Origin of the sequence: Flexivirga alba (assembly GCF_042661025.1) — a bacterium.
GTDB lineage: Bacteria > Actinomycetota > Actinomycetes > Actinomycetales > Dermatophilaceae > Flexivirga > Flexivirga alba.
Genome location: NZ_JBHSWH010000001.1, coordinates 2,408,520 through 2,421,453, shown reverse-complemented (window position 1 = coordinate 2,421,453; position 12,934 = coordinate 2,408,520). Strand labels below are relative to the sequence as shown.

The window sequence follows — 12,934 nt, the reverse complement described above, 5'->3', positions numbered from 1 at the left end:
TCGGTGACAACCGATGCACCCGACCAGGTGCTCGAATAGGGCATGACCAGGGGAACTCGTCGCGAGCCACCGGGCTTCAGCGATTTCGTCGCAGCTCGGGGCACGTCGCTCGTGCGGACCGCGACGTTGCTGACACACGACCATGCCGCCGCCGAAGATCTCGTCCAGACCGCGCTGGCCAAGGCGTGGCCGAAGTGGGAGCGCACTGAGCAGCACGAGGCCTACGTGCGCAAGATCATCGTCCACGAATTCGCTCGTGGCTGGCGTCGCAAGTGGCGCGGTGAGATCGCGACCGAGGAGTTGCCCGAGCGGGCACACGCTGACGGCTCGGAAGCCGTCGCCGTGCGCGAGGACATCCTGCGTGCTCTCGCGATGCTGCCGCCCAAACAACGCGCGGTGATCGTGCTGCGCTATTTCCACGACTACACCGAGGCCGACATCGCGTCGGTGCTGGGCATCAGCGCCGGCACGGTCAAGTCACATGCGTCGCGCGGCCTGGCCGCGCTGCGGATCAGCAGCGACATCTCGGATCACGCCGGGAGGCAGTCATGAGCATCTCGACCAATGACCTGCGGGAGGCATTGCAGGCGTATGCCGATGACGTCCCGCTCCCCGAACCTGCATCGCTCATCGCGGGTGCCGAGCGCAAGCGGAACCACGCACGGAAGGTCCGTGCCGCAGTCATTGCCGGCGGCGCAGCTGTGCTGATGGCGGTCGTGACCGTGATCGGCTTACAAGGCATCGGGCATGAAAAAGCCCTGACGCCAGCGCAATTGAACAAGAAGTTCCACACGCACTATGCGGAGTACACGCGCGGGCTGAAGCTCACGAGCATCGTTGAGGTGCCGGTGCAGCACGCGGACGACCCAAACAATGCAAGCCCGGCGGCGAAAACCGTCCGCGTCCAGCTACCCAAGGTCGGATCGACGGTCTACGTGGCGTGCGACACGAAGGGGATCAAGGGGAAGAGCGCGCCGGGCAGTGACGGCTACCAGACCACCCAAGTGCGCGGTAGTCGCAACCTCTTCGCCCCCTGCACAGCAGGCCCCAAACCGATGCTCTTCGGCGACAAGCCTGGCGAGCATGACAACGTGTGGATCGTCACCGACACGACCCCGGCCGTCTCGAAGGCACCGGTCGCTATCTACACCCAGGTCTCCTGGGATGACTACCCGATGAAGGCGCGGACGCTCGACCCGAAGCCGCAGTCGTTGATCCCGACCCAGGATGGGGAGCACGACGTGCACTTCTCAGGGACCGGTGACACGCCCACCAGCAAGACCGTCCAGGTGCCGGCATCGATGGGGCGTGGCGCGAGCTTCATGGTCGCGCCGAGCAGCACCGGCCGATTCCAGGTTCTGGTCGACGGAAAGGTCCAACGGCTCGACTACACAGGACTCCCAGCCAGCATGGGCGGGGCGTACGGATGGGTGCCCCCGGGCCGGGAGCCCGAGGTCCGTGGCACCTGGCTCGACTACTGGCCGGACAGCGGAAGTGTCGCGTCTGGCGACGCAACCTTCGCCGGCCCGGAGCCGGGCAGCTCGGCGACGATCACGATCCGCGCCGTTGGCGCGACCGGTCCATGGAAGGCAATGCTCGGCTGGAACAAGAAATAGCCGTCGGGTACCGCCGCGCAGGATGTGCATTCGCCATACGTAGTCGGCACACTGGACCGGGTGACGACCAGCTCTCTCGTGCACCCCGCCCACCCCGACGGCGAGTGGTGGCGCAGTGCCGTGATCTACCAGATCTATCCGCGATCCTGGGCGGATGCCGACGGCAACGGCGTCGGCGATCTGCCGGGCATCACCGCCCGGCTGCCCTACCTGCGGGCGCTCGGAGTCGATGCGGTCTGGCTGTCGCCCTTCTACACCTCGCCGCAGGCGGATGCCGGGTATGACGTCGCCGACTACCGCGACGTCGACCCGCTCTTCGGCACCCTGCCGGACGCGGACGAGCTGATCCGTGTCGCCCACGACAACGAGCTGCGGGTCATCGTCGACCTGGTGCCGAACCACACGTCGGACGAGCATGCGTGGTTCCGGGCCGCACTCGCCGCTGCACCGGGCTCCCCCGAACGCGAGCGCTACATCTTCCGGGACGGGAAAGGCTCGGACGGTGAGTTGCCACCGAACGACTGGCAGAGCGTTTTCGGTGGTGCCGCCTGGACCCGCATCACCGACGCTGACGGCACTCCCGGCCAGTGGTACCTGCATCTCTTCGATCGCAAGCAGCCCGACCTCAACTGGGAAAACCCTGTCGTACGAAGCGAATTCGAGGATGTGCTGCGCTTCTGGCTGGACCGGGGCGTGGATGGCTTCCGGGTGGACGTCGCGCACGGGCTGGTCAAGGCCGCCGGACTGCCGGACTGGAGCGGCGCGATGAACATGCTCGACATGACCGAGGACCAGACCCCACCTCCGATGTGGGACCAGGACGGCGTGCACGAGATCTACCGCGACTGGCGCAAGATCCTCGATGGGTATGACGGTGACCGCGCGATGTGTGCCGAGGCCTGGGTCGAACCGCTCGAGCGCGCCGCACGCTACGTGCGCAACGACGAGTTCCAGCAGGCGTTCAACTTCGACTTCCTCGTCACGCCGTGGCGAGCAGCCGACCTGACCGACGCGATCGCGCGGTCCTACGCCGCGAACGACGAGGTCGGCGCCCCAACCACCTGGGTGCTGTCCAACCACGACGTCGTGCGGCACGCGACCCGACTCGCACTACCGATCGGAAAGCCGCGTCCCAACGGCATATTCGCGACCGACCCGCAGCCGGACGCAACACTCGGCCTACGCCGGGCACGCGCCGCGACCACCCTGATGATGGCGCTGCCGGGGGCGCCTACGTCTACTACGGCGAGGAGCTCGGGCTGCCGGAGCACACGACTCTGCCGAACGACGTCCGCCAGGACCCGACCTACCAGCGCACCGGGCACAAGGAAGCCGGCCGTGATGGCTGCCGCATCCCGATGCCGTGGGAAAAGGACTCGCCCTCTTACGGATTCGGCCCCGGCGGCAATTCGTGGCTACCGCAGCCGGAGTCGTATGGCGCCCTCGCTGTCGACCAGCAGGACGGTGTCGACGGATCGACCCTCGAGCTCTACCGCACCCTCCTGAGGACCCGGCGGGAGCTGCGGCTCGGTGAGGGGTCAGCGACTCGGCTCGACCTGGGCGCCGACGTCGTCGCCTATGACGTTGCCAACGGCGACGCGACCGTCCGAGTGATCCTCAACCTCGGGAGTAATCCGGTCGAACTGCCTTCCGGCAGTGAGGTTCTCGTCACCAGCGCTCCTGCATTTAGGTCACGACGGGAAGCGAGGGACGGGCGTCTCGAGGTTCCGGCCGACACTGCGGTGTGGCTGCGCGCCTAGCGCACCAGGACGTGCCCCACAGGCGTCGTGAGCCGGTGCCAACGGCCGGCGGCATACACCTGCGCGGTCTCGCCGACCAGGAAACCCAAGGTGTATGACGCAAAAGCGACCGCTGCGGGAAGCCCGTCAATGCCACCGGTCGTGGCGATCGATCGGCTCCACACCCGTCGACGCAGCGCGTCGACCGCGTGTGCGCCGGAGCCTTCCGGGGCGCCGGCCGTGATCTCGGCAATCCCTTCTGCCGCAGCGTCTTTCAAGGTTTGAGCGGGCACTTCACCGACTGGGGTCCAGCCACCCTGCGGGGGCGAGACCGATGCCCACCCGGCCCGCACCTCGGTGGGTGGGACCGGCAGCTCCGTGTCGTTGCCGGCGCGCGCGAACCGATCCGAGAGTCCGGCCAACGGCACCACCACGTCCAGCTGTGCCGGCTGTGCGAGCGGCAGGGCGCGCAACCCGAGGGTGGTGCCTTCCCCCGTCAGACCATGACCGCTCAGGACACCGATCCAGACCGCGAGCACGCTGCCCACCGCCTGCAGTCGGACCGCGCCGTCGGAGTCCAACTGGCGCGCGCGACCGACATACGTCTCCAGATCGGCTCGCGTATCGGCGTCGGCCAGCTGCAAGATCACGCGTGCCCCTTGGGACGGCGCTTCATCCGCACGGGCTCGCCGGAGTGCGCCTCGAGGAGTGGGCGGTGCTCGGCAGCGATCCGCACCGGGCGCTGCGTCTCCAGGTCGAAGACGACCTGCGTGGTCTCCCCCACGGCGTAGATCTCGGCGTCCGGCTCCCGGGACGAGCGCACCTCGTAGCTGGTGTCGAACGACGCGCCCGCGAGGTGCGACACCCAAATGGCCACGACGATCGGCTCCTTGCGCCAGTGCAACTGCCGCAGGTAGTCGACCTCGGCACGAGCAATCAGCAACGGGGGTCGACCATCGGGACCGGTCTCGACCGAAGCGAACCACTGCGAAAACGCGATGACGCGCGCTTCCTCCAGCAGCCGGAGGAACTGCACGTTGTTGACGTGGCCGAGCGCGTCCATGTCGGACCAGCGCAATGGGACATCGACGTAATAGGGGCGAGGACGGGCAGCCATGCGGACATCGTCGCAGGTGGATCGATACGCTCCCCCGGTGACCTCCGACGACACCACGACCCCTCAGCTAGCGCCCGTCGAGGACCTGCTCGACGCCCTCGACCTGCGGTCGGTGGGCGAAGCGCAGTCCAACTCGGTCATCACAGCGCCGGACGGTGCGCCCGAGATGGACCTGAGCGAGCGCTCGTTGCAACTCTTCTCCGGACGCAGCCAGGTGACGCCGCACGGGCGCGCCTTCGGCGGCCAGGTGCTGGCGCAGAGCGTCATCGCGGCCGGCCGAACCGTGGCCGATGCAGGGTTCACCACCCGGCCCATCCACTCGCTACACGCCTACTTCATCCGGCCCGGCGACTCGACACATCCGATCGAGTTCGGTGTGGAGAACCTGCGCGACGGCAATTCCTTCTCGGTCCGACGCGTCTACGCGATGCAGTACGGCAAGACGCTGCTGTCGGCGACGCTCTCCTTCCAGGAGCCGGCCGAAGGGCTGCACCACCAGGCAGCGATGCCCTCGGTGCCGGATCCGGACCGGGTGCGCACGACCGCCGAGGAGCTCGAGGGCATCGACCACCCGGCGGTCGAGCACTGGAAGCGACGCGCGCTCGACGTGCGCACGGTCGAGGGCGCCATCTACCTGGTGCCCGGACGCCAGCACGCCGCGCATCAGAACGTCTGGATGAAGGCCGTCGACTCGTTGCCGGACGACCCGTTGCTGCACGCGGCGGTGCTGGCCTATGCCTCCGACTACTCGTTGCTGGAGTCGGTGCTGCGTCGTCACGGCCTGGTCTGGGCCGATCCTCGGCTTCGCCCGGCCAGCCTCGACCACGCCATGTGGTTCCACCGCCCGGGCCGGATCGACGAGTGGGTGCTCTACGAGCAGGAGTCACCATCGGCCTCCGGCGGGCGCGGCTTGGGCCTCGGCAAGATCTTCTCGCTGGACGGCAAGCTGATCTGCTCGGTGGCGCAGGAGGGCATGGTCCGGGTCAAGGAGTGAGCGCATGGTGAGCAGCGACGTCGCACTGCTGGCGGCCTGGGCCGCCGAGGAGCGGGCCCAGCCCGAGGGCTGGGACTTCAGCTCGCTCGACGGTCGGATGTCGGAGAGCTCCGAGCCCTGGGACCTCGCTGCCGTATGGCGCACCGCGCTCACCTCCGGCACGCGGGTGCTCGACATGGGTACCGGTGGTGGCGAGTTCCTGGCCCGCTTCGCCGACGCGTTGCCCGAGCACACCGTCGCGACGGAGGGCTGGCTGCCCAATCTGGGTGTCGCGCGGAGCGGGCTGGCGCCATACGACGTTGGTGTGGTGGGGGCCGACCCTGACGAGCCCGGCGGCCACCTGCCATTCGCCGACGGCAGCTTCGATCTGGTGCTCAACCGGCACGAGTCGTACGACCCGGCAGAGGTATGGCGCACCCTCTCCCCGGCGGCCGCTTCGTCACCCAGCAGGTCGGAGGAGACGAATTCGGTGAAGTACGAGATGCATTCGGTATGTCGCCTAACGCGCCGCACGTCACCTACCCACTCTTTCGGGCCGGCCTGACCGATGCCGGTTTCGAAGTCATCGACGGCGCCGAGTCGCTGGGGCACTACCTCTTCAACGACATCGCGGCGCTCATCGCCTACGTCCAACTGGTGCCGTGGGACGTCCCGGACGACTTCACCGTCGAGCGGTATGCCGACGAGTTGCTGGGGCTCCACGAGCGCGGTCCTGCGTCCGGTGAACCCTTCCGCGCGACGCGAAAACGCTTCTGGCTCAAGGCGATCAAGCCGACTTTGGGGTGACCGAGCTCAGGGCACGATGACGACTTTGCCGCGTGTGTGTCCTTCGCGGCTGAGGTCGAACGCCGCACCGACGCCGTCCAGCCCGAAGGTCTGCGCAACCTCGACGGTCAGCTTGCCCGCATCGGCGAGCTCGGCGAGGGTGACCAGACCGTCGTGGTTCGGTCGGACCCAGAGGTAGTCGCCGCCGTTGGCCGTGACCGACGCGTCCGCGATCGACGCGTGCCGGCCATCCTGCGCCAGCACCGCGACGGTGACATCTTCGACGTCGCCCACGAAATCGACGGAGGCGTCGACGCCGTCCGGTGCGAGTTGCCGCACCCGTTCGGCGAGCCCGTCGCCATACGTCACGGGTTCGGCGCCCAGCGATCGCAGGTAGTCGTGGTTGCGCGCGGATGCCGTGCCGATGACCCGGGCACCGGCAGCGGCGGCGATCTGCACAGCCGCACTGCCGACTCCACCCGACGCCCCGTGGATGAGCACCGACTTGCCGGCGCCGTCCGGGAAGATGCCAGTGACGCCCAACGCGCGCAGCGCGGTCAGTCCCACCAGCGGCAACCCGCCGGCCTGCTCGAAGGTGAGCGAGGCTGGCTTCTGCGCAACGGCCACGGCAGGCACCGCGACCAGCTCGGCGAAGGTCCCGGCATGCACGGACTCCTTGCGCGCGTAGGCGTAGACCTCGTCACCGGCTGCGAATTCGGGAGTGTCCGGTCCGACCGCCCGCACGACCCCGGCGACGTCCCAGCCGGGGATCACCGGGAAGACCGCGTCCATCAGGCCGTCCAGGTAGCCGGCCATGACCTTCCAGTCGACGGGGTTCACCCCTGCCGCCTTGACCTCGATGAGCACTGCACCCGGAGCGACCTTCGGGTCTGGTAGCTCGCCTACTGTGAGTGTCGAATTGTCCTGCGAATAGGACGAATAGCTTGCCGCGCGCATCGCTGACTCTCGGGTCGGGAACGGCTCACGTCGAGCCGATCCCAGTGTAGGAGTCGTCGGACAGCCGTATGGCGACACGGTCCGGGTCTGCGCGAAAATGCGCCCGTTCCGCCACTTCGCGCCATACCCTCTTTTTCTATGGGGTTGGTTGAGGATGGGCGCAGGAGGCTCGCAATGTGCTGGTGTTGCAGGGAGCTTGCGACTCGCAACGCGAGCACAGGGTAAGCATCATGGGGAGAGAACCCGCTGGCGCCAGGAACGCATCTACGTGCGCCGCAGGCGCATCGCATTCATGGTCGCCGCGGTGCTCGTTGTGGCGCTCGCAACCTCGGTGATCGCGCTGTGGCAGGCCTTCAGGCCAGGTCCGGCGGCAGCCGTTGGCACGACCCAGGCTGCGTCCGCGGGCGCACGAGGCGCTGCCGCCTCCGGGACCTCAACGCCGAAGGCGACGCAGGACGGTCCGTCGGCCGCGACCAGCTTGCGGCAGATCGATCGTTTCACCGGCGGCATCACCCCGAAGTCGGTCGATGCGAGCGGGCACGGCCTGGTGCTGGCCAACAACATGATCTACAGCCACTCGATCACGGTCTACGACAGCACGACCCACCAGCTCGTAAACCGACTCTCTGACTCGATCGACCTGTCCAAGTTCGGTTTCCCGGGCCATCAGGGCATCGCCAAGGGTGGCCCGGTGGAGGCTGCTTGGACCAAGGACGCGAAATACGCGTATGTCTCCAATTACGTGATGTCCGGCCCCGGTTTCAAGGGTTTCGCAAAGGACGAATGCTCGCCGAAGAGCGGCTTCGACAAGGGCTTCGTCTACCGCTACAGCGTCGCGAAGAAGACCTGGGACCAGGCGATCGAAGTCGGCGCGGTGCCGAAGTTCGTCGCCATCACACCCGACCAGAAGAAGGTCGTGATCAGCAACTGGTGCGACTTCACCATCAGCATCATCGACCGGGCGACGGCCAAGCAGACCAAGGTGATCAAGCTTGCCGCCCAGCCTCGCGGCATCGTGATCATGCCGGACAACAAGACGGCATACGTCGCGGCGATGTACGGCAACAAAGTCTTCCGGGTCAATATGGAGACCGGCGAGCACCATGTGATCCTCGCTGTCAACCGTCCGCGGCACCTGGTGCTGTCGCCGGACAGCAAGCTCCTCTACCTCGCCGCCAGTGGCACCGACCGCGTCTACAAGATCGACACGGCCACGGACAAGGTTGTCTCCCAAGTGATTTCGGGCCGTGAGCCACGCAGTATGACGATCTCGCAGGACGGAACGGCCCTGTATGTCGTCAACTATTTCGGTAAGTCGGCGAGCAAGATCCGCACCGCCGACATGAAGGTCGTGCAGACGGTCCCGACCGATCCCTCCCCGATCGGCATCACCTACGACGACGCCACGCATCAGGTCTGGGTCGCCTGCTACGGCGGCAGCATGATCGTCTTCGACGACACCAAGCGCGCGAGTGGATCAACTCCGACCGCTAGTGGCTACTCGCCATCGTCCGATCCGACAGCCACCGCCACCGCGGAGTGAGACAAGGCGTGTGCTGAGATCGACGTATGACGATCCCGCTCCCCCTCACGCCGATCACCCTCACCGGACGACTCGTCCGGCTCGAGCCGTTGAGCCACGATCAGCACGACGGTCTGGTCGAGGCCGCCTCGGACGGTGCGATGTGGGACCGCTGGTACACCTCCGTCCCTGAGCCCGCCGGCATGAGCGCCGAGATAGACCGACGCCTGGCATTGCAGGAACAGGGCACGATGCAGCCGTTCACGGCGATCCGCACGTCCGACAATGCCGTGATCGGCATGACGACCTTCATGGACATCGTGCCGTCGGTTCCCCGCCTGGAGATCGGCTCGACCTGGAACCGCGAGTCCGTCCACGGCACCGGCACCAACGCCGAGAGCAAGCTGCTGCTGATGACCTATGCGTTCGAGACGCTGCAAGTGGAGACGGTGCGCTTTCGGACGCACAAGATGAACCTCCAATCACGCGCCGCCATCGAGCGGCTCGGTGCCGAACTCGAGGGCATCCTGCGTGCCGACTCGATGGATGCATATGGCGTCGTGCGCGACACCGCGCAGTACAGCATCGTCGCGCGCACCTGGCCGATGGTGAAGGCGAACCTCCAGCACCGGCTGCGGAACCGCTGAGTCCACGGAGAACCTTGCACTGAGAGGTCGACGGATGTCGTGAGACTCGGCTCTCGCTACATCCGCTGACCTCTGACGAGTCCGAGAGCCCCGGGAGCTGGTCAAACTCGGTTGCCCGGTGTCCATGGGCACGGTCACGATGGGACTCATGACTTCACGCGCTGCCAATTTCTGTATCGATGCCGCCGACCCCTTCGCCCAAACCATGTGGTGGAGCCAGGTGCTGGGCGACTACCAACTCGAGACTGACGATCCGCCGAAGCAGGGTGACGAGGAGGCTGGTCTCGTCGGCCCCAACAACACTTTTCTGCTCTTCCTGAAGGTCCCCGAGCCGAAGACGGTGAAGAACCGCATGCACTTCTGCCTGCGGTCCACTGATCTGACCCGAGATGAGGAAGTCGACCGGATCCTCGGCCTTGGCGCGACCATGGTCAACGACCTACGCAAGCCCGACCGGGGGTGGGCGGTGCTGGCCGACCCCGAGGGCAACGAGTTCTGCGTGCTGATGTCGGACGCCGAGCTCGCCGCCCGGGAGGACGGCTGAATCAGTCAGCCGTGCCGGCGGGGTCGCACCGCCGGTCCTTCGCGCCGAGAGGCCAACGGATGCTTTGAAACGTGCGGCTGACGACATCTGTTGACCTCTCGACGAGTTCTGCGCACGTTTTCAGTGACCCAGAGCGCGACCTATCGTGCGCATCGCCGGAGTGGGGTCGTGATTGTCGGTGCCGTTGATCTCGATGACGTTCCAGTCGGCGTCCCGCATGGCGCGTCGGCGGGCTTGGTCCAGGCGACGTTGCTCCACGGTGAAGTGGTAATCACCGTCATACTCGACCACGACGCGCTGGTCGCGCCATACGAAGTCAGCCATGCCCAACCAACGCTCATTGCGGTCACGCACATCTTCGTTCAGCTTCGGCTCCGTGAACCCGGCGGCGCGAAAACGTAGGCGCCACAACGTTTCCTGCGGGGACCGCACACCAGGCCTGATGAGTTCGACCGCCTCCCGGGCTCGCCGGATCCCCCGCGCGCCAGGGTTGTCCACGACCATCGATCGCAGCAATACCCCATGCTCGGGACAGCTGTGCATGATCGCGTCACCCAGGATGATGAGCTCCTCCAGCGACAGGCTTGCGGCCAGGTCCATCCAGGTCTGGGCCGGCGACGTCGTGGGTATGTCGTCGACATACCCCACCTCACGACGTTGCATGCCGCGGTGCTCGACCACGCCCTGGCGGCGCATCCGCATGCCGTCCGGCACGGTCACATGTAGGCGGTCGTCATCCGGCACAGGAAGTCCGAGCAGCGCAGCCGCTGTGTGGTGGGAGAACGCCGAGCCGGGTGGCAGCAATTGGGCGATCGCGGCGGCTCGGGCTCTCACGTCAACCTCGCCCTCGGCAACGCGAACCCCGGGCGTCGGCGTGGTCAGCGAACGGTGCCGCAACCGGCCCGACGTGACGCCAAGCGCGATCGCTTCGCGGTAGGTGAAAACCGGCCCGAGTGGCTCGGGCAGCGGCGCAGGTGGGCGGTGCATGACCGGCAGCTTGCCCGCATTCCGGGTGCCCCCGCAGACCGCCTGTGGATAACGCGCACCAACTGCCTTTCTCACCGCTTCGGCATGTCGAAAGGTCAACTGATGTCGTGAGAGTCGAATCTCACATCATCCGTTGACCTTTCGGCGCCGGTGCGCCGGGACATGCAAGCGCGACCTAGCGGACCGCGAGAGCACGAGCACCGCCGCTTCGCTCCGCCGGCACTCGACCCGCGAGACGACCACGACACGGGGCCGGGTCCCCCGAGCTTGCTCGGTGGACCCGGCCCCGTGTCGTGCGAGGAGTCGAAGCAGAAGACTCAGTCGCGGGTGAGGCGGCGGTGGGTGACGCGATGCGGACGAGCCGCATCGGCGCCGAGCCGCTCGACCTTGTTCTCCTCGTAGGAGTCGTAGTTGCCCTCGAACCAGTACCAATTCGCGGGGTTCTCGTCGGTGCCCTCATAGGCCAGGATGTGGGTCGCGACCCGGTCCAGGAACCACCGGTCGTGGCTGATGACCACGGCGCAACCGGGGAAGTCGAGCAGGGCGTTCTCCAGCGAACCGAGTGTCTCGACGTCGAGGTCGTTGGTCGGCTCGTCGAGCAGCAACAGGTTGCCGCCCTGCTTGAGGGTCAGCGCCAGGTTGAGGCGGTTGCGCTCTCCACCGGAGAGCACACCGGCCTTCTTCTGCTGGTCCGGGCCCTTGAAGCCGAACTGCGAAACGTAGGCGCGCGAAGGGATTTCGACGTGGCCGACCTGGATGTAATCGAGGCCGTCAGACACGACCTCCCACACGTTCTTCTCCGAGTCGATGCCGCCGCGGCCCTGGTCGACATACGAGATGTCGACGGTCTCGCCGACCTTGACCGCACCGTCGTCCGGCTCCTCGAAACCGACGATGGTCTTGAAGAGCGTGGTCTTGCCGACGCCGTTCGGGCCGATGACGCCCACGATGCCGTTGCGGGGCAACGTGAACGAAAGCCCGTCGATGAGCACCCGATCGCCGAAGCCCTTCTTGAGGTCCTTGACCTCGATGACCTGAGCGCCCAACCGCGGGCCCGGCGGGATCTGGATCTCCTCGAAGTCCAGCTTGCGGGTCCGGTCGGCCTCGGCCGCCATCTCCTCGTAGCGCGCCAGACGGGACTTGCTCTTGGTCTGCCGCGCCTTGGCGTTGGACCGCACCCACTCCAACTCGGACCGCAGCCGCTTGGCGAGCTTCGCGTCCTTCTTGCCCTGGACCTGCAGGCGCTCCTGCTTCTTCTCCAGGTAGGTCGAGTAGTTGCCTTCGTAGGGGTAGAGACGACCGCGGTCGACCTCACAGATCCAGCCGGCAACGTGGTCGAGGAAGTAGCGATCGTGCGTCACGGCGAGTACGGCGCCGGCGTATGCCGCCAGGTGCTGCTCCAGCCAGTTGACCGACTCGGCGTCGAGGTGGTTCGTCGGCTCATCGAGTAGCAGCAGGTCCGGCTTGGACAGCAGCAGCTTGCACAGCGCCACGCGGCGGCGCTCACCACCGGACAGCACGGTGACGTCGGCGTCTCCGGGCGGGCACTGCAGGGCGTCCATCGCCTGTTCCAGCTGGGAGTCGAGGTCCCACGCGTCTGCGGCGTCGATCTTCTCCTGCAGCTTGCCCATCTCTTCGCCGAGTTTGTCGTAATCGGCATCGGGCTCAGCCATCTCAAGGCCGATCGCGTTGTAGCGGTCGAGGTCGGCCTTGATCTGCCCGAGGCCCTCCTCGACGTTGCCGCGCACGTCCTTCTCTTCGTTCAGCGGCGGCTCCTGCAGCAGGATGCCGACGCTGAAGCCGGGCGACAGCCGGGCCTCACCGTTGGACGGTTGATCGAGGCCGGCCATGATCTTCAAGATCGTGGACTTACCGGCACCGTTGGGTCCCACGACGCCGATCTTCGCGCCTGGGTAGAAGGACATGCTGACGTCATCGAGGATCAGTTTGTCCCCGACAGCCTTGCGCGCCTTGGTCATGGTGTAGATGAACTCGGGCATGCGGCTCAGGCTATCGGGGCAAGGGCGTGCCGCCGAAATCGTGGCC

General features: G+C 66.7%; 13 protein-coding genes and 1 pseudogene. 9 read left to right on the top strand and 5 right to left on the bottom strand.

Features of this window, described 5'->3' with window-relative positions; translation table 11 throughout:
• The first annotated feature begins 42 nt into the window (after positions 1 to 42).
• The 3 genes and pseudogenes from ACFQDH_RS11995 (at position 43) to ACFQDH_RS11985 (ending at position 3,376) form a co-directional block, all read left to right on the top strand.
• Positions 43 to 552 (top strand): SigE family RNA polymerase sigma factor, encoded by a 510-nt coding sequence (locus tag ACFQDH_RS11995; protein WP_382401575.1) that lies wholly within the window; start codon positions 43 to 45, stop codon positions 550 to 552.
• The gene (locus ACFQDH_RS11990; RefSeq protein ID WP_382401573.1) at positions 549 to 1,616 is read left to right on the top strand and encodes a hypothetical protein; all 1,068 of its coding nucleotides are present in this window, start codon (positions 549 to 551) and stop codon (positions 1,614 to 1,616) included. Before ACFQDH_RS11995 ends, ACFQDH_RS11990 begins: the two co-directional genes overlap by 4 nt.
• Before the next feature lie 60 nt (positions 1,617 to 1,676).
• A pseudogene (locus ACFQDH_RS11985) lies at positions 1,677 to 3,376 on the top strand (glycoside hydrolase family 13 protein).
• On the opposite strand, the gene ACFQDH_RS11980 reads toward ACFQDH_RS11985, so the two are convergent.
• Together ACFQDH_RS11980 and ACFQDH_RS11975 are read right to left on the bottom strand one after the other, a co-directional pair.
• The gene (locus ACFQDH_RS11980; RefSeq protein ID WP_382401571.1) at positions 3,373 to 4,005 is read right to left on the bottom strand and encodes a DUF8185 domain-containing protein; all 633 of its coding nucleotides are present in this window, start codon (positions 4,003 to 4,005) and stop codon (positions 3,373 to 3,375) included. The pseudogene ACFQDH_RS11985 and the gene ACFQDH_RS11980 overlap by 4 nt on opposite strands.
• The gene (locus ACFQDH_RS11975) at positions 4,002 to 4,472 is read right to left on the bottom strand and encodes an acyl-CoA thioesterase (RefSeq protein WP_382401569.1); all 471 of its coding nucleotides are present in this window, start codon (positions 4,470 to 4,472) and stop codon (positions 4,002 to 4,004) included. Before ACFQDH_RS11975 ends, ACFQDH_RS11980 begins: the two co-directional genes overlap by 4 nt.
• Positions 4,473 to 4,509: 37 nt before the next feature.
• Here ACFQDH_RS11975 and ACFQDH_RS11970 point away from each other — a divergent pair, with 37 nt between their 5' ends.
• From ACFQDH_RS11970 to ACFQDH_RS11960, 3 genes are read left to right on the top strand one after another with little or no spacing between them, the layout of a single operon-like run.
• Entirely contained in the window at positions 4,510 to 5,466 is a 957-nt protein-coding gene (locus ACFQDH_RS11970; protein ID WP_382401567.1) for an acyl-CoA thioesterase, read from the top strand.
• A 4-nt stretch (positions 5,467 to 5,470) separates the two neighbouring features.
• Entirely contained in the window at positions 5,471 to 6,010 is a 540-nt protein-coding gene (locus tag ACFQDH_RS11965; protein WP_382401565.1) for a class I SAM-dependent methyltransferase, read from the top strand.
• Positions 5,959 to 6,252 carry a hypothetical protein gene (locus tag ACFQDH_RS11960; RefSeq protein WP_382401563.1) on the top strand — a complete coding sequence of 98 codons (294 nt, stop codon included), beginning with the start codon at positions 5,959 to 5,961 and terminating at the stop codon, positions 6,250 to 6,252. Before ACFQDH_RS11965 ends, ACFQDH_RS11960 begins: the two co-directional genes overlap by 52 nt.
• A gap of 6 nt (positions 6,253 to 6,258) precedes the next feature.
• Here ACFQDH_RS11960 and ACFQDH_RS11955 read toward each other — a convergent pair whose 3' ends face one another.
• Positions 6,259 to 7,188, bottom strand: a complete 930-nt coding sequence (locus tag ACFQDH_RS11955) for an NADP-dependent oxidoreductase (protein WP_382401561.1) — start codon at positions 7,186 to 7,188, stop codon at positions 6,259 to 6,261.
• A gap of 268 nt (positions 7,189 to 7,456) precedes the next feature.
• Between ACFQDH_RS11955 and ACFQDH_RS11950 the strand changes: the two genes are divergently transcribed.
• The 3 genes from ACFQDH_RS11950 (at position 7,457) to ACFQDH_RS11940 (ending at position 9,901) form a co-directional block, all read left to right on the top strand.
• Positions 7,457 to 8,731 carry a YncE family protein gene (locus tag ACFQDH_RS11950; protein ID WP_382401559.1) on the top strand — a complete coding sequence of 425 codons (1,275 nt, stop codon included), beginning with the start codon at positions 7,457 to 7,459 and terminating at the stop codon, positions 8,729 to 8,731.
• A 26-nt stretch (positions 8,732 to 8,757) separates the two neighbouring features.
• Entirely contained in the window at positions 8,758 to 9,357 is a 600-nt protein-coding gene (locus ACFQDH_RS11945) for a GNAT family N-acetyltransferase (protein WP_382401557.1), read from the top strand.
• 148 nt (positions 9,358 to 9,505) lie between these two features.
• Positions 9,506 to 9,901, top strand: coding sequence for a VOC family protein (locus tag ACFQDH_RS11940; protein WP_382401555.1), 396 nt, complete (start codon positions 9,506 to 9,508; stop codon positions 9,899 to 9,901).
• Positions 9,902 to 10,021: 120 nt separating this feature from the next.
• On the opposite strand, the gene ACFQDH_RS11935 is transcribed toward ACFQDH_RS11940, so the two are convergent.
• Entirely contained in the window at positions 10,022 to 10,888 is an 867-nt protein-coding gene (locus ACFQDH_RS11935; RefSeq protein WP_382401553.1) for a hypothetical protein, read from the bottom strand.
• A gap of 317 nt (positions 10,889 to 11,205) precedes the next feature.
• On the bottom strand, positions 11,206 to 12,888 hold the full coding sequence (ettA, locus tag ACFQDH_RS11930; protein WP_382401551.1) for an energy-dependent translational throttle protein EttA: 1,683 nt from the start codon (positions 12,886 to 12,888) through the stop codon (positions 11,206 to 11,208).
• Between the last annotated feature and the right edge of the window lie 46 nt (positions 12,889 to 12,934).